The organism is Ihuprevotella massiliensis, from assembly GCA_900095835.1.
GTDB classification, from domain to species: Bacteria; Bacteroidota; Bacteroidia; order Bacteroidales; family Bacteroidaceae; genus Alloprevotella; species Alloprevotella massiliensis.
This window is the reverse complement of sequence record LT608321.1, coordinates 1,730,656-1,747,231: the sequence shown is the minus strand read 5'-3', so window position 1 is coordinate 1,747,231 and position 16,576 is coordinate 1,730,656. Positions and strand designations below refer to the sequence as shown.

12 protein-coding genes are annotated in these 16,576 nt (G+C 50.6%); 2 read left to right on the top strand and 10 right to left on the bottom strand.

The features are described 5' to 3' along the window. The 5 genes from BQ2633_RS11465 to BQ2633_RS07155 all read right to left on the bottom strand — a co-directional run. On the bottom strand, positions 1 to 1,292 hold a 1,292-nt coding region (locus BQ2633_RS11465; protein WP_083233986.1), incomplete at its 3' end, for a zinc-dependent metalloprotease family protein. A gap of 83 nt (positions 1,293 to 1,375) precedes the next feature. Continuing rightward, positions 1,376 to 1,984: a Crp/Fnr family transcriptional regulator gene (locus BQ2633_RS07170; RefSeq protein WP_075566092.1), complete on the bottom strand. Its 609-nt coding sequence runs from the start codon at positions 1,982 to 1,984 to the stop codon at positions 1,376 to 1,378. Positions 1,985 to 2,011: 27 nt separating this feature from the next. Then, the gene (locus BQ2633_RS07165) at positions 2,012 to 2,767 is read right to left on the bottom strand and encodes a YaaA family protein (protein WP_075566091.1); all 756 of its coding nucleotides are present in this window, start codon (positions 2,765 to 2,767) and stop codon (positions 2,012 to 2,014) included. Positions 2,768 to 2,779: 12 nt separating this feature from the next. Then, a complete protein-coding gene (locus BQ2633_RS07160) occupies positions 2,780 to 3,259 on the bottom strand; it encodes an S-ribosylhomocysteine lyase (protein ID WP_075566089.1) in 480 nt (159 codons plus the stop codon). Positions 3,260 to 3,440: 181 nt separating this feature from the next. Beyond that, positions 3,441 to 4,142, bottom strand: coding sequence for a 5'-methylthioadenosine/adenosylhomocysteine nucleosidase (locus BQ2633_RS07155; RefSeq protein WP_075567278.1), 702 nt, complete (start codon positions 4,140 to 4,142; stop codon positions 3,441 to 3,443). Positions 4,143 to 4,322: 180 nt separating this feature from the next. Here BQ2633_RS07155 and BQ2633_RS07150 point away from each other — a divergent pair, with 180 nt between their 5' ends. Both BQ2633_RS07150 and BQ2633_RS07145 read left to right on the top strand, forming a co-directional pair. Then, positions 4,323 to 7,034 (top strand): YfhO family protein, encoded by a 2,712-nt coding sequence (locus BQ2633_RS07150; RefSeq protein ID WP_075566087.1) that lies wholly within the window; start codon positions 4,323 to 4,325, stop codon positions 7,032 to 7,034. A 109-nt stretch (positions 7,035 to 7,143) separates the two neighbouring features. Next, a complete protein-coding gene (locus BQ2633_RS07145) occupies positions 7,144 to 8,106 on the top strand; it encodes a leucine-rich repeat domain-containing protein (protein WP_075566085.1) in 963 nt (320 codons plus the stop codon). 301 nt (positions 8,107 to 8,407) lie between these two features. Here BQ2633_RS07145 and BQ2633_RS07140 read toward each other — a convergent pair whose 3' ends face one another. From BQ2633_RS07140 to ychF, 5 genes are all read right to left on the bottom strand, one after another. Continuing rightward, positions 8,408 to 11,092: a calcium-translocating P-type ATPase, PMCA-type gene (locus BQ2633_RS07140; protein WP_075566083.1), complete on the bottom strand. Its 2,685-nt coding sequence runs from the start codon at positions 11,090 to 11,092 to the stop codon at positions 8,408 to 8,410. 152 nt (positions 11,093 to 11,244) lie between these two features. Beyond that, complete coding sequence (locus BQ2633_RS07135; RefSeq protein WP_075566081.1) at positions 11,245 to 12,255, bottom strand: DUF4369 domain-containing protein; 1,011 nt, start codon at positions 12,253 to 12,255, stop codon at positions 11,245 to 11,247. A 152-nt stretch (positions 12,256 to 12,407) separates the two neighbouring features. After that, complete coding sequence (locus BQ2633_RS07130; RefSeq protein ID WP_075566079.1) at positions 12,408 to 14,084, bottom strand: tetratricopeptide repeat protein; 1,677 nt, start codon at positions 14,082 to 14,084, stop codon at positions 12,408 to 12,410. Between the two features lie 178 nt (positions 14,085 to 14,262). Further along, on the bottom strand, positions 14,263 to 15,099 hold the full coding sequence (gene lgt / locus BQ2633_RS07125) for a prolipoprotein diacylglyceryl transferase (RefSeq protein WP_075566077.1): 837 nt from the start codon (positions 15,097 to 15,099) through the stop codon (positions 14,263 to 14,265). Positions 15,100 to 15,232: 133 nt separating this feature from the next. Further along, complete coding sequence (gene ychF, locus BQ2633_RS07120; RefSeq protein ID WP_075566075.1) at positions 15,233 to 16,336, bottom strand: redox-regulated ATPase YchF; 1,104 nt, start codon at positions 16,334 to 16,336, stop codon at positions 15,233 to 15,235. Positions 16,337 to 16,576: the final 240 nt, after the last annotated feature.

Here is a 16,576-nt window from a genome sequence, read left to right as displayed (position 1 = left end):
TTGGGGTCGGGCTTGACAGGCTCAACGGGTTTGGGATCAGGCTTGACGGGCTCAACGGGTTTGGGGTCGGGCTTGACAGGCTCAACGGGTTTGGGATCAGGCTTGACGGGCTCAACGGGTTTGGGATCGGGCTTGACAGGCTCAACGGGTTTGGGCTCGGGTTGATCAGAGGAAGGGTCTGTGCCTTGTTGAACCACGGTGTAGTTGACAAAGGTAGATTCATCGTCGCCAATGAGCTCAAAACGAAGATGTCCCACTCGCGATTCCTTCTGCGGATTGTCTGCCACCGAGAGTCTGAAGGTTTTGCTGTTGTATCCCGACTTCAAATCAGTGGTGAGCCACGCAGCGTCACTGCTCACCAAATAAGCAGCCGTGGTGGTCATCTTCACTTCTATGGTTTGTGCATGATAATCGGGACGCCACTCTGTAGGAGCAAAACTGATTTGGGTGTTACCTTCGCTGAATTGCGCCACAATGGGCATACGCTCACGCAGCATGCGCACATTATCTTCCGTGGCAGAACCCAAAACTACTCCATTCCACACACTTTGAGGACCTGAGAATATTGGCACTTGTCCTCCCACGTTGTCGGCTGGTCCCGACATCACCGTGCGATATTGCGGACGGCTTGCACCAACGGCGTATTCGTGTTTGCCAGCATCCACCTGTTGCCGAGAGTGCTGACAACCAATGTTGTGTCCTGCTTCGTGAGCTGCTGTGTAACTCGTGGCTGCCATAGAAGCACGGACGGAGGAGAAACCAGCATCTATACTCTTTGCCTCCTGCGTTGCCAATCCCGAAGCTCCATCGTTGACGGGCTCAGAAAGCAAAACCACAAGGTCGGCTTTTGCCGCATCGCGCTGACGACGCACTTCGGCATGGGCAGAAACAAGTCCCAAACCTTGGTTGATGCTCTGCGCTTTTTCGGCAATCTCCATGTGACCTGCCAAACGAAAACGCCCTTCTACATGAGAATTGCGCAACACAGCATTGATGGAATCCACCACCTCTTGCGCATATTTCGCCATACCTCCTCGATGGGCTGCTACAGCCTTGCCCGAAGGATCGTAGACCACGAAATAGTCAATGATGGGCGCGGCTGCTTTGTCTTGTGGTGCACGGGTGAAGGTCGCATTCACAGGCAGAGAGTAACCAACAAAGGGATGCGCCTTCGTGGAGGATAGGAAGAAAAAACTCGTGACAAAGGTAAAAAGTAGAAGTACCCAACGGAAACGAAGGGACACATAACTCTGGAACAAGCCGTTAGAACGAAAGGACAAACAACTTTTCATATTAAGGATATGATCGTTAAGACAGGAAAATCAAAACGGGCAGGCAGGAAGAAACAAACTGGAAAAAGAAATAATCTGTGCCTTTAGGTCAGGCTCCAGCCTTTTCCGGTCTTCACCACGAGCCCTTCTGTTTGCAGATCTCCCAAAACGCGCGAAAGCGAAGGGCGCAGCACTCCCAAGGCTTGGGCAGCCGCTTGCACACTCTCCAGAGGTTGATGCTCCCGCAAATAGTCTAGCACGCGAGAGCGCAGATTTTGCAAAGCAAAAGCGCGGAGCTTCTTGCTCAAAAACTGCGTGCGGTCGGAGATATCGCTGATGAATCGACGCATCACCTTAGGCTGCTTCATCATAAAATCAAAAAAAGCCTCTTTGTTCACAATGCACATTTGACATTCTGTGACAGCTTCCACGGAAACAGGGAAGGTGTTTTCGGTGCCAAAGACGAAGGCAGACGCTAAAAGCATTGGTGCTTCCAAATGGTCGAGCGTAAAGTCGCGTCCCTCTTGCGCCATCTGCGTGCGCACCGTTCCGTGGGTCAAGAGGAAAATGGAACGCACCGCCATGCCCTGCGCCACAATGCGGTCGCCAGGAGCGAAAGTGTCAAAGCGATGGGGCACTTGTGAGAGCCACGCTTCGAGCAACTCGGGCGTGCAATCAGAAAAGAGGGGGATTTGCTGAAGTGCACTATACATAAAGGTAAAATATTTAAGGAGAAAGCATTAAAGAATCGCCCAAGCAGGTCGTAGTTCAGTGGAATCAGGAAGTAGGGCGAATCCTTCATATTCAAAGGATAGCCAGTCTTCTGTAGCAGTGACTCGGTTCGTGATGAGGTGTCGAGCCAAAGCACCGCGCATCATTTTGGTGTACACCACGATTGTCTTCAACTTGCCATTCGTCATCACTTGGAAAGTAGGCATAATCACCTTCACTTCCTTCGTCACACGTTTCCAGTCAAAAAGTTGTTTCATCTCGCCACTCGCCAAGAAGAAGAGCACACCATCATCGGCTTTCACCGCATCGATGAGCACATCGGTGAGGCGTGTGCGCCAAAACTGAAACATGGTCTGTCCGTCATGCTCGGGCAAAACCACGTTTCCTTCTAAACGATAGTTTTTGATACCATCGAGTGGACGGGTCAAACCATATAGAAAAGACGTCATCCAAAGGTGTTGCTGGGCATAAGCTAGGTCTTCGGACGAAAACTCTGCAGCACGCAGATGACGATACGCCATTCCCGTGTAGGAAAGCACCGCAGCTTGTGGAGTGAGTGCAGGAAAATCGGTGTATCGCTGCTTATTGAGGGCAGCAAGCTGCGGATTGATTTTGAGCAACTGCGACAATTCTTCCGTCGTCAGTTCGCTCATCTGCGCTGCATTGTGTTCGGCTTCCGCCAAAAACAGAGGCGTCGTGAGCGATGGCAAAGACACAGAAGGACTATCCGTCATATCCTTCGCAGGCGAAAGGAGAATTTGCATAATCTCTAGAGTTTAGTCAGGATACACCAAACGGTCGGGAGTGATTTTCGTGAGCACCTCATCGAGGTATTTGCGAGCTTCCCAACGCGCCATGTTGAGGTCCATGAGCTGATAGTTGCCACAGTCGCGAGGCGTAGCTCCTGGCACTTCACCCTCAAAGTTGGCAATAAATTCGTAGGTTTCCACCAATAGCGGCAACACCTCTTCAGAGGTAAGGTCACCACGAAGGATGAGATAATTACCCGTCATGCAGCCCATGGGTCCCCAATAAATCACACGCTCTGCCCACGTGGGGTGGTTACGCAAGAAAGTGGCTGCCAAATGCTCCATCGTGTGGATGGCATTGACGTGCAGTGCTGGTTCGCGGTTGGGAGCTTTCATGCGTACATCGAAGGTGGTCACAATTTCTCCGCCCACAGCATCTTGGCGACTCACATACACTCCACGATGCAAGGTGAGATGGTTTACAGTAAAGGAAGGTATCTTTTTCATTTTCAAAATAGTTGAAGAATAGAGGTTAGAAATTAGACGTTAGACGTTAGAAATTAGAAGTCCTTGAGATTTTCTAGTTCTTCTAGGGTATCTAGTTCTTCTCGTTTGCTAGAATATCTAGTCCAATAGCGTTAGCCCTCTAACGTCTAACGTCTAATCTCTAACGTCTTACTTCTAATCTCTAACCTCTAATTCCTAAAATAAAATGTTTGGTGATGTCGAAAGAGCGATGCGCCATTTCCGACCAGAAGTTCTCATATTGTGCCCAATGCTCGTCGACACCTGGCGTGTCGCTGATGATGCGGAAGCTCACAAACGGCACCTTCTCGAGGTGGCACACTTGAGCGATGGCGGCACTCTCCATGTCCACTGCCAGACCATCGGGGAATTGCGCTTTGATGTCTGCCAAAATCGCGTGATCGGTGATAAACTTATCGCCTGTGCAAATCAATCCTGTGTGGATTTTCGTCTGAATCGAAGCATCTTCCACCATCTCTCGCGCCACCGCCAAGAGAGGTTCAGCGCCGGCAAAGCGCGCAGGTAGCCCTTGCACCTGACCATAGAGGTTGCCTTCACCGCACCACACATCGTGATAGGTGGTTTCAGCACCCACCACGACATCCATCACCCCCAATTTTGCATCGATGCCGCCAGCACATCCCGAATTGATGATGGCTTCAGGGGCAAAACGTGCGATGAGTTGCGTAGCGCCTACGGCAGCATTGACCTTGCCAATGCCACACTGCATGAGCACAATCTCGTGATGTGCTAATTTACCAGTAGTATAAGTGCGACCATCCACCAAAATATCTTCGCGCTGCTCTAGCAAAGCCGCTATTTGCGCGTGTTCTTCGGACATCGCCGTGATAATTCCTAGTTTCATGAAGTTCTTGTCGTTGATTTCTCTTGCAAAGATAGTGTGTTTTGTCCACTTTTCCGTAACTTTGCGCGTATAAGTATAGATAGGTTCCTCTTTTCTCCCCTCATCGTCAGCACAACACCCGACATTTGGGAGGAAGCAGTCCCCATCCTCACACTGATAATACCCATTTTCAAAGACTATATGAAACAATTCTTCCTGCGTTATCGTTTAGATTTGCTCTTCGTCTTGAGCTTCATGCTCTTGAGTTGGGCATATTTCTTCACCCCGCTCAAAGAACACCTCGTGTTGGGTGGACATGACACTGTGGCTGGTATGTGGCAAAGCCGCGAACAAGCCCCACTTTTGGATGCCACAGGCGAAAAAAGCTGGTGGAGCAATGGCATCTTCTCAGGAATGCCCAACTACCAGATTTCGCCCACCTATGGTTCTTCGGCTCTGTTGGGCTGGGTGGGACGTCTCATCACGCTCCTCTCCACAGGTCCTCTGAGCTTTGTGTTTCTCTATCTCTTTGGATTCTACATCTTGATGCGCTCGTTGAAACAACGTCCGTTGGTTTCCGCCTTCGGTGCCGTGGCTTGGGCGTTCTCTAGCTATTTCTTCATCATCATTGCCGCTGGTCACTTGTGGAAAGTTGCCACACTCGGCTTCATTCCCCCCACCATCGCTGGTTTGGTGCTCGCCTATCGCGGCAAATACTTGTGGGGAGCTTTGGTTACAGCTCTGTTCACTGGTTTGCAGCTTTATAGCAACCACCCACAGATGACCTACTATTTCCTCTTTGTGATGCTCTTCTTGGTCATCGCTTATGGTGTGGAAGCTGCGCGCAAACACACTTGGGCGCAATGGCTCAAAGCTTCAGGAGCAGTCATTGTGGGGGGACTCATGGGCTTGATGATGAATCTGCCCAATATGTACCACACTTGGCAATATGCTAAGGAGTCAATGCGCGGCAAGAGCGAGCTCACCTTCAATCCTGCCAAGATGTCGAAGCAATCTGCCGCCGCTGCGGCACAAACTGGTGCAAGCGGAGCTGACAATGCCGAAGGCACCGAGCGTGCGACAAACGGTCTCGACCGCGACTACATCACCCAGTGGAGCTATGGCATCGATGAAACCCTCACCCTCATGATTGCCAACTTCAAAGGCGGTGGTTCGGCAAGTATCCAACAACTCGACAATGCCGATCAGCTCAATGGCTACGAAGAAACGCTCCAACACGCCGGACAATTGCAACAAGCGATGGGAGAAAATGCAGGTTCGTTGCCTGGCATCAATCAGTATTGGGGCAACCAGCCCTTCACCGTAGGTCCCGTGTATGTCGGTGCCATCATCTGCTTCTTGTTCCTCCTCAGCCTTGGTTTTGTGCGTGGTCCAATGAAATGGGGACTCCTCGCTGCCACCTTCCTTTCACTCCTCTTCGCTTGGGGTAAAAACTTGATGCCAGTGACGGATTTCTTCATCGACCACTTGCCGATGTATGCAAAATTCCGCACCGTTTCTTCCGCTCTCGTTGTAGCGGAGTTCACCATCCCTCTGCTTGCTATCTTGGCGTTGTCTGAGGTGATTCGCCGTCCTGAAGATTTATTGAAAACGCGACGCGGTCAATACTCCCTCCTCTTCGCTGGTGTGTTCTCTGCAGGACTGTGTTTGCTCTTTGCCGTGGCTCCTAGTCTGAGCAATCTATTGGCAGACAGTGACAAAGAAATCTTCACCCAACTGCAATCTGTGGGCGTGCCTGCCGACTTTGTCTCTAGCTACCGCGCAGCAGTCACCACCCTCCACGGCTCCATCCTTTCTGCCGATGCGTGGCGTTCGTTCTTCCTCATCGCCATCGCCATGACGCTCATCGCCATCTATGCACGTTACCCCAAGAAGCTCCCTGCGCCTCTCATGGTGGGTGCACTCCTCGTGCTCACACTTGGTGATATGTGGACGGTCAATAAGCGTTATCTCAACACCGACAGCTTCTCCGAACCTCAAGTCATGGAGGAAGGACTGAAAAAGACGCCTGCCGACGAAACGATACTCCAAGACAAATCTTTGGATTATCGCGTGCTCAATCTTGGCAATGGCGGAAGTCCCTTCAACGAAACCAGCAACCAAACAGCATATTGGCACAAATCTGTCGGAGGCTACCACGCTGCTAAGCTCCATCGTTACCAAGATCTCATTGATGCCTATCTCAATGCTGAATGCGTGGCACTCAACAAAGCCATTCAACAGCATTACAACGCCCTCCTAGCCGATAGCAATCATTTGGCGGCACGCGGCATCACCTCGCAGGCTGATCTCGTAAAAGCTGTGAGTCAAGAACTGCGCACCGACTCTGTGTCGCCCGTGCTCAATATGCTCAACACGAAGTGGGTGATTCTGGCTGGTGGACAGTTTGCCGTGGAAAATCCGGGCACTAATGGTAACGCCTGGTTTGTAGACCGCCTAGACTTCGTGCCTAATGCCGATGCAGAACTCAAAGCACTTGCTAAGACCGATTTGAAACACGCTGCAGTGGCGGACGAACGCTTCAAAACAGATCTCGCTACTTCTACGTTGGGCAACGGAGCAGTGAAGCTCACGCACTATCAACCCAACGAACTCCGCTATGCTGTGCAGAGTGAAAAGGGAGGTATAGTTGCTCTCTCCGAAATTTATTATCCTGGTTGGACTGCTACACTCGATGGTCAGGAAATCCCCGTGGCTCGCGTGAACTACGTGCTGCGTGCGGTGAAAGTGCCTGCAGGTCAACACACACTCGTGCTGACTTTCCGTCCTTCCTCTGTGAGTACCACAGAAATCATCGCTTATCTCACCCTTGCTCTCTTGGCTCTCGGATTTGCTTTTGCACTATGGCAGAGCTTCCGTTCACAAAAGGGCAAAGCTGAAGAAACAGCGTAAGCCCAACTTTCCTCCTTCATCCCGAAGCCATGCTCCTGCCGCTGCCGCCCACACTCATTGAGAGGCAGTGCACAATAGTAACGAGGCTTCCTAAACACAAGACTAAATTATGCGCAAATCAACTCTTTCTCGCCTTCTTATCGTGTTGATGGGCTTATCGCTCCTCACTCTTGGTGCTTGTCGCGAAAAGGAACCAGATATTCCAGTTCCAGGTAGTATCATATCGCCAGACATCATCATCGAAAATGGTGTGCTCAAAAAATGGCCCAACTATGATGTACCTGTTTCAGGAATCATCACGATTCCTGAGAGTGTGGTCGCCATCGACAATGGGGTTTTTGCCAACTACAAGGATTTGAAAAAGGTGAATTTCCCATCGGGCCTGAAAACTATCGGTGCCAATGCCTTCAAAGGTTGCACAGCCCTTGCCTCAGCTGCACTGCCGGAGACCTTGCAAAGCATCGGAGAACAGGCCTTCTACGATTGCACTAAACTCAAGACCCTGACAGTGGGCACACAACTCACCGCGGTGGGCAATAGTACTTTTGAAAATTGCTCTACCTTGCAGCAAGTTGAATTCCCTGCTGGAACCACCACCTTCGGCAAGCGCATGTTTGCTGGATGCAAATCGCTCAAGAAAGTTGTACTCCCTGACCATCTCACCACTCTCCCCAAAAGTACTTTCTTCAATTGCTATGAATTGACAGAAGTGACATTGCCCTCCCTACTCCAGCACATCGAGGGTGCAGTCTTCTGGCAATGTCGCGGTCTGAAGCAAATCACGCTTCCTTCCCAACTGCAGAGTATCGGATCGGGTGTTTTTGCGGGTTGTAGTTCGCTTACTTCCCTCACTTTCCCTGCTAGCGTCCGCCAAATAGGAGAAAGCCTCTTTAATGGCTGTGACCACTTAGAGAGTGTCACTTGTCTGTCGCCCAATCCTCCTTCATTCTCTGAAGACACGACAGACCCACTCAAATATTATCGTCAGCTCACTGTGCCAGCTGGCAGTAAAGCACGCTATGCCGCTACCACAGGTTGGAATCGTTGCAATCCCATCGTAGAAGCGCAATAATCCCTTACGAAAGCTCTGGAGTGCTCCTCCAGCTTCTCTAGTTTTACTCAGCCACACGCACACGAGGCTGTCTATCTTGAAAGGTGCCATTGTTTCCACTTCATGTGTCGCCTATCGCAAAACATAAGAAGCGACCTCCTATCGCAGGTATTCATTCATCGAAAATCACGATCTATGAATACCTGCTTTTTTGTACCACATCAAGAAGTTAGCAAAGGACAAACTCGCTGAAAAACTGTTCCAAACAAAAGCCCCACCACATCTGAACGATGCAGTGGGGCTTTGACTATGAGATGTCAGTTTAGCCACGGAAGAAGCGATTGAGTTCGCCCACCCAAACCACGAGGGAAGTGGTACTGATGATCAGCAACCAGTCCATCACAGAAATAGGAGTAACGCTGAACATTTGACCGCCAAAGCTCACAATGAAGAATTGACCGATGAGGATGACCAACAAGATGAGGAGGAAACCTTGGCACCCCTTTAGATGGAAGGCGGAACGTCCAGTGAGATGCGCACGAGCATTGAAGAGATTCCAGAACTGGAGCATCACGAAAATCGTGAAAATGTAGCTCTTCTCTGTGCGAGAAAGTCCTTCAGCACTGCCAAGGGTGAGGGTGCAAAGGTCGGAAAGAGAAGTGACATCGGCATGTTCAAACACATAGACCAGGCCAATGAGGATGAGGAAGAACAAAGCACCTGTGCCAATGATGTTACGCTTCATAGCGCGATCTATGATGAAGGCTTCGCGATGGCGTGGACTATCTTTCATCACTCCTTCAGAAGGAGGAAGAGAAGCCAAAGCCATAGCGGCAAAGGTGTCCATGATGAGATTCACCCACAACATCTGCGTCACAGTGAGTGGCGAATCTGTGCCCATGAAAGCACCAGCAAGCACCACGCAGCAAGCAGCCACATTGACCGTCATTTGGAAGAGGATGAAACGCTGGATGTTTTGATAGAGCGAACGTCCCCACATCACGGCTCGACCGATAGAAGAGAACGAGTTGTCTACGATGGTGATGTCACTGGCTTCCTTCGCCACAGAGGTTCCATCACCCATGGAGAGTCCCACGTGAGCGGTTTTGAGCGCAGGAGCATCGTTGGTGCCGTCGCCCGTTACCGCCACGACGTGGCCACGCTTTTGGAGGGTTTCGACCAAGCGTTTCTTATCGAGAGGACGTGCACGAGCTATGATTTTCAGTTCATCAACACGATTGTACACTTCTTCATCGGTGAGGGCTTCAAACTCAGGGCCTGTGATAATGGCGCGGTCGGAGTGGTGCTCGCCCCAAAGTCCGATTTGACGACCAATTTCGCCTGCGGTAGCAGCGGTATCGCCAGTGACGATTTTCACATCAATACCCGCTGACAGACATTCTTGAACAGCTTGTGGAACATCGGCACGCACAGGGTCAGAAATCGCCACCATGCCGAGGAAGTTCAAGCGTTCGGCTACAACTTTCTGATCCACAATGGTGGTATCGCCCTCATTGAGCACTTGATAAGCGAAACCGAGGGTACGCATGGCCTTGCGTTGATAGCCAAGGAGTTGTGCATCGAGGGTGGCTTTGTCTACATTGCCCGAGGTGGTGGCGCAAAGTCCATGCACGATTTCGGGAGCCCCTTTCACATAGAGCACTTTCTTACCAGGGAAAACTCCAGACTCCACAATGGTCGCCATGTATTTGCGCTCAGTGGCGAAAGGCAGTTCTTCGAGGGTGGTGGTGTTGCCACGCAGAGTGCGGTAGTCTTTGCCTTGACTGTGCAACCAGAGGAGGATAGCCCCTTCAGTGGGGTTGCCCAAGACACTGGGCTTTTCGCCAGAGAGGTCGAGCGTGGCTGTGCTGTTCACCGCCATTCCTTCGGTGATGAAGCCACATTCGTCTGAGTTGTCCAGCGTTTGTGTAGCAAGACCATAGAATTGTGTTTCGCTGACACTCATTTGATTCTGCGTCAACGTACCCGTCTTGTCGGTGCAGATGACGGTGGTAGCACCCATGGTTTCGCAGGCGTGCATCTTACGCACCAGATTGTTGCTCTTAAGCATGCGACGCATAGAATAAGCCAAACTGAGTGTTACCGCCATGGGTAAACCTTCAGGCACTGCTACGACAATCACGGTGACAGCTACCATGAAGGTGCTGAGGAAACTAGCTGTGAAATCGAGCCAATCGATGCTGCCGGTGTGATTCGCAAAATAAAGAGCGGTGCGTCCTACGAGAATTAAGAGAGCAATGGCGTAACTGATTTTGGTAATGAGCTTGCCCAGACGGTCCAACTGCTCATTGAGAGGAGTCTTCACGCTGTCGTCAATCTGTGCTGCTTCGAGCACTTTACCATTCTCCGTGGCATCGCCCACGGCAGTGACACGGCAGATGGCGTGACCTTCCATCACCTTCGTACCGCGCAACACGTGGTTAGAGGGGAAGGTGGCTTCTTCGTCAAACTCTTCGGGCACAGTCGTTTTGCGACACAGTGGTTCGCCCGTGAGGGTGCTTTCATCCACGCTGAGATGGGTGGATTCGAGGAGTTCGGCATCGGCAGGAATGTCTTCACCGGTGCCGAGCATCACGATGTCCCCCACCACGATGTCACATTTAGGCACTTCGGTGGTGTTGCCTTCGCGGATGACACGCACAGGCTCTTCGTCATTGACCTGATTGAGAATCTTAAATTCCTTGTCCGCTTGTTGTTCAAAGTAGAATGAGAGTCCAGTGGCGAGGAAGATAGCTACGAAGATACCGACAGGTTCAAAGAATACCGTAGCTTCGTGGTGCAGCCCAAAGTATTCATAGGCAGCGATGCCTAGTGAGCAGAACCCAGCAAGGAGGAGAATGATGATGATGGGGTCACCAAATTTTTCGAGAAAGAGTTTCCAAAGTGGCGTTCGCTTTGGGGGTGTTAAGACATTGGCACCATGTTTGATGCGACTTTCCTCTACATCTTGCGGAGAAAGTCCTGTGAGAGGTTGATGCTGTGACATTTTAGTTGTTTGACGTTGTATGCTTGTCTTTTGAAAATAGACGTTTCACGTTAGAAGGCTTCGCAGCCGTGCGAGAGTCTAGGTAGATATGGCTCGACACTGTGCGGAACAGAGCGCGCTAACGCTGTGGAGGATGAAGAGAAGTCTACATTTTAGTGTAGTAGTTCGTTGACTTTGTCTGCGAGTTCTTCGGTGGCGAAATCACGTCCGATGATGCGTCCTTGTGCATTCGTCAGGATATTGCCCGAAGGATAGCGCATGCCCAAAGTTTTGACGAGGGGATTCGCCAGCATGTTTTTGAGATAAACGACCGACTGGAGGGAGTCGTTTTTGGCGCGCTCTTCGGCTTTTTCCAACGATTCATCGAGGGCAAAGTTGATGATGCGCAGGCGATTGCCGCGAGCCGCCTTGAGTTTGCGGAGTTGCTGACGGAGATAGTAGTTGTGACTGTCCCAACTAGCGGAGAAAATCAGCAGGGTGGGTTGTCCTTTGAAGTCTGCCGAACGGAGCACCTGCTTGGATAGCGTGGTGACCGTGAAATTGGGGAGGATTCCTCCGACCGCCGTGCGAAGTTGTGGGCGCAAACGAGCATCAATGGCTGCCAACTGCTGGTTGGTGGGTTGGTGCTTCTTGAGCAAATCGAGAAGCGAGAGCGTGGGTTGTTCGCTACGATTTTCTACACGATCAAAATAATGATAGAGCAATGCGACAGAGGTCCACGACTGGGGATGGGTGCGGATGTAGGTTGCCGCACGCATTTGTGCATCTTTCTCACTGAGTTTGAGCACAGAAAGGCGAAATTCGGTGAGCAGTTTATTGTCTTCCGTGCCCACTACTTCCATCTCTTTCAGACGATTGGCATCGCCCGATAGCGTCACTTCTTCGCCTGGCTGCGCAATGAGTGTGGTGAACGAATTGTTGGGATAGACCAAAGTGAGCAGGAGCGGAACGGTGGTGGGACGATCGTAGGAGAAACTCCCGCGATTGACCTTGATGCTGTCGAGACTTCCGCCATCACCCTCCACGGCATCGGCAGGATAGACGAGGAGGGCAGCTTGGTCAAGACCTTGAATCTTACCCGACAGACGCGCCGTCTTTTTGTCGGGTCCGCAACTGGCGAAAGCGAGGAGCGCAAAACAAAGGGAGAGAAGGGGGAGTTTCATGATTATCTTGTGGATAACAATTTGCACACCAATGGGGAATGCAGCAACAGTCGAGAGAGCGCTGTGGCAGAAGACTAAAAATGCTGCTATAGAAAGTTACAGGAACGCAGACCGAAGCTGCGTTCCTGTGGAATCATACGATAGATTTGTGCTTAGCGATTGAGCGCAGCAAAGATGGCTTTGAGAGCGAGATCCATGCTAGCGAGATCGCGGAGATCAGCATTCTTAGCGATAGCAGCGCGGAGAGCTTGTGCACCTTGTTCCACTTGACCAGTGCGTGCAGCAAGCACAGCCTTGAGGTAGTCAGTGATGGCGTCAGCGTTGTTCACAGCAGCGAGAGTTTGTGCAGCAGCCACATAGTCCTTGTTGAGGATTTGAGCAAGGGCAGCACTATTGGTGTTGATGCCCTTAAGGTTTTGTGCAGCTTGTGCGTAGTTGCCACGAGCAATTTGGAGATTACCAAGCACTTCGTTGTAGTTGCCAGCAGTGAGCGCCTTGCCCAAGAGAGCTTCAGCATCATTCACATTGCCTTGACGGAGTGCGAGGAGAGCAGCGTTGGCATTAGCTTCAGGAAGACCAGCAGCTTGGTTGAGTGCATTTTGTGCATCGGTGAGATTGCCTTCGGCATAAGCCAACTGAGCAAGACCGTTGTAAGCACGCTTGTCTTGTGGGTAGAGCTGAGCAGCCTTAGTGAAGATGGCCTTACGCTCAGCAGCATCCTTGGTGAGGGTAGCAGCATAGAGGAGTTCTTCTACAGAGAGCTTAGAGGCATCAGCAGCGTATTGAGCGCGAATTTCATCATCGCTGCGACCAATCACGCGATAGTTCACAGTGAGGCGAGCACGACGAAGTTCGGGGAGCACCTCATTAGCGAGTTCGCGGAAAGCCACAGAGAGGTTCTTGATTTGTTGTTCGCGTTCTTCGGGATCCTTATACATAGAGAGGACGCGGAGAATCACTTCCTTGTCTTGGATGTTGCTAGCAGCTACGAGTTCTTGGAAACCATCCCAGTCTTCAGCAGTGTATTTAGCATCTACATTGGTGTTGAGCTTGGTCTTCTTGAGCTGATCGCTTACGTATTTTTCAGCGCTGCCCTTACGGTTTTCAGCAAGACCAGTGTTGAACTTCAAAGCACCATCGGGAGAAGCATAAGCAGACACTTCAACATTGTCAAGAGCAAGACCCTTTTGGTCTGCCTTGATGTCGCGGAGCACCTTGATGAAGTCCTTGACAGAGGTAGTGTTCAATTCGCTAGTGCGCACCTTAGCTTGGCTGATCAAATATTTGATTTGCGCATTTTGTTGGCGAGAGATTTCACGTTGGAAACCATCGGCAGCAGTAGCGGTGTTGGCAGAAGCGAGCGTGAGATATACGAGTTGTGAAGTAGCAATGACACCATCGGCCACCTTTACAGCGGGGATAGTCACCGCCTTCTTGCCCACGCGTGCCTCAAAGTTGAGGTAGAGTTCGCTGGAAAACATGGCAGGGTTGTAAGGGAAGTTAGCTTTCATCACATAGTTTCCCCCGAGTTTGTAGCTTACAGTTTGATCGTTGCCTACGACCTTTTCACCTTGGAAAGTGGCAGGTTGTCCCACTGCCTTGACGCCCGCATAGCGCAATTCGGGGATAACGGTGACCACAGCCTTCTTCTTCATATACTTTTGGGGGAAGCGGCCGTTGATTGTAGCAGGAACATCATTGCCCACAGTCTCCAGAGGAGAAGGAGTCACTGTGAAGTTGTCGGCAGAAAGTGCGCCCAACTTGCCATTGCAAGAGGTCAATGCTGCTAATGCGAGTGCTGCAGCAGAAACATAAAAGGTAGTTTTCATATCGTGGTAAGATATTAGACACAAATCAGAGAAAAGGAAGATGACTTACCTCCCATCTAGACTGAAATTGTGTATTGATGAATGATTTCAATAATAAAAAAGGAAAAAGGGGGCTTTATGCGTATAGAGCATAGAAATGCGACGCGCATCACTTTACACAATGCCACCAATACTCCAATTATCCTTTCCAAGCCTTGGGCAACTTAAAGCCGAGCAGGCAGTAGATGCCAATCGCCATGAAGGGGAGGGAAAGGAGCTGACCTTGGTTGAGCCCGATGAGGTCTTGCATGTGCAATTCCCAAGGTTCTTGCACCTCTTTGAAATACTCCACAAAGAGGCGGAAGGTGAAGATGGTGGTGAGGCAGAACCCGAAGAAGTAACCAGTGCCCACCTTGTTGGGATATTTGCGATAGAGCCACAATCCAACAAAGAAAAGGAGGAAATAGGCTATTGCTTCATAGAGCTGTCCAGGATGGCGGGGGAAGGATTCTCCGAGTTTTTCAAAAACAAAGCCCCAAGTGCCATCAGTGGCTTTGCCCACAATCTCAGAGTTCATGAGATTGCCCAGACGGATGCAGCAAGCAGTGATGGGAGTGGCAATGGCGATGTTGTCGAGCACCCGAAGAAGGGGCACTTTCGTCTTGCGCACATAGAGCCACAAGGCTGCCATAAGTCCTGCCGTGCCACCGTGAGAAGCTAAGCCTGCAAAACCGGTGAAGTGCCAGTGTCCCAAACCATCTTGTCGCATGGGAAGGAAGATTTCAAGCGGATGTTGCAAGAAATACTGGGGTTCGTAGAGCAAACAGTGCCCTAGTCTTGCCCCCAACAAAATGCCGAGAAAGCAATAGAAGAAGAGGGGATCGAACTTCTCTTGCGAAATCTTTTGTTGACGATAGAGGCGCAACACTACATAGTAGGCTGCGGCAAGACCAATTGTCCAAAAGAGGGAGTACCATCGCAAGGCGATAGGACCGAGATGCAGGGCAATTTGATCGGGATTCCAGTGGACTAGCATGTTAGACTTTAGACGTTAGACTTTAGACGTTAGGGGTCACAGACCCTTTTATGCTCGCCACGACAAGCGTGGCTCGGAGCGAAATAGACTCTAGAAAAACTAGAACTTCCAGGTCATCTAGAGTCTTTAGCACTTAGACATTGAAGAGGAAGTGCATGATGTCACCATCTTGCACCACATATTCTTTACCTTCGACGTGGAGCAAACCAGCTTCGCGCACGGCAGCTTCACTACCATATTTGATGAAGTCTTCGTACTTGATTACTTGCGCTCGGATAAATCCCTTTTCAAAGTCGGTGTGAATGACACCAGCACACTGAGGAGCCTTCCAACCACGCTTGTAGGTCCAAGCACGCACTTCGATTTCACCAGCGGTGATGTAGGTTTCGAGGTCAAGCATCTTGTAGGCTGCCTTGATGAGACGGTTGACACCACTCTCTTCCAGACCCACATCTTTGAGGAATTCTTGACGCTCTTCGTAGGTTTCGAGTTCGGCAATGTCGGCTTCCGTTTGCGCTGCCACAACGAGGATTTCAGCTCCTTCGTCCTTCACTGCTTCGCGCACACGCTCCACATATTCGTTGCCCGTAGCGGCAGAACCTTCGTCCACGTTGCACACATAGAGCACGGGCTTTGAGGTGAGCAAGAAGAGATTGCGAGCAGCCGTTTGTTCGTCTTTCGTGTCGAACTCCACGCTGCGTGCGTTCTTACCCTCGAGCAGAGCTTCTTTAATGGCAGAAAGCACTTGGTATTCCACCTTAGCATTTTTGTCGCTGCCCACTTGAGCGATTTTCTCTACGCGCTTGATGCGATTTTCCACCGTTTCCAAATCCTTCAATTGGAGTTCGGTGTCGATGATTTCCTTGTCGCGCACAGGATCCACGCTACCATCTACGTGCACCACGTTGCCGTCGTCGAAACAGCGCAACACGTGGATGATGGCATCAGTTTCGCGGATGTTGCCCAAGAATTGATTGCCCAAACCTTCTCCTTTGGATGCACCTTTCACCAAACCAGCGATGTCGACAATCTCCACGGTGGTGGGGATGATTTTCGTCGTCTTCACCAGTTCAGCAAGTTTTGCCAATCGTTCATCAGGCACAGTGATTACACCCACGTTGGGTTCAATGGTGCAGAAAGGGAAGTTGGCGCTCTGCGCCTTGGCGTTGCTCAAGCAATTAAAAAGCGTGGACTTGCCCACGTTGGGAAGTCCTACGATGCCGCATTGTAAACTCATTCGTTGTAAATCTTATATTTGGGGACAAAGATACGACTTTAATTCTAAATAATTTGTTTCTTTGCCTGATTATTCCGTGGAAAGAGGTGAAGAGTCGTGCCGAAAATGGGTAGAAATGAGGAGGGTGGATGGGAAAGAGCGAGATGGAGCTCTGGATATCGTCGAACCCTAACAGACGAAAGTAGGACTTCCTCCAAAAAAGCTCCGACAAAACAAAAAAAACGTGGGAGATTTCTTGAA

Coding starts and splice junctions, on each gene's coding strand:
- lgt (WP_075566077.1), bottom strand. CDS start 15,099: ATGCTAGTCCACTGGAATCCCGATCAAATTGCCCTGCATCTCGGTCCT.
- BQ2633_RS07140 (WP_075566083.1), bottom strand. CDS start 11,092: ATGTCACAGCATCAACCTCTCACAGGACTTTCTCCGCAAGATGTAGAG.
- BQ2633_RS07155 (WP_075567278.1), bottom strand. CDS start 4,142: ATGAAACTAGGAATTATCACGGCGATGTCCGAAGAACACGCGCAAATA.
- BQ2633_RS07135 (WP_075566081.1), bottom strand. CDS start 12,255: ATGAAACTCCCCCTTCTCTCCCTTTGTTTTGCGCTCCTCGCTTTCGCC.
- BQ2633_RS07160 (WP_075566089.1), bottom strand. CDS start 3,259: ATGAAAAAGATACCTTCCTTTACTGTAAACCATCTCACCTTGCATCGT.
- BQ2633_RS07130 (WP_075566079.1), bottom strand. CDS start 14,084: ATGAAAACTACCTTTTATGTTTCTGCTGCAGCACTCGCATTAGCAGCA.
- BQ2633_RS07165 (WP_075566091.1), bottom strand. CDS start 2,767: ATGCAAATTCTCCTTTCGCCTGCGAAGGATATGACGGATAGTCCTTCT.
- ychF (WP_075566075.1), bottom strand. CDS start 16,336: ATGAGTTTACAATGCGGCATCGTAGGACTTCCCAACGTGGGCAAGTCC.
- BQ2633_RS07170 (WP_075566092.1), bottom strand. CDS start 1,984: ATGTATAGTGCACTTCAGCAAATCCCCCTCTTTTCTGATTGCACGCCC.
- BQ2633_RS07145 (WP_075566085.1), top strand. CDS start 7,144: ATGCGCAAATCAACTCTTTCTCGCCTTCTTATCGTGTTGATGGGCTTA.
- BQ2633_RS07150 (WP_075566087.1), top strand. CDS start 4,323: ATGAAACAATTCTTCCTGCGTTATCGTTTAGATTTGCTCTTCGTCTTG.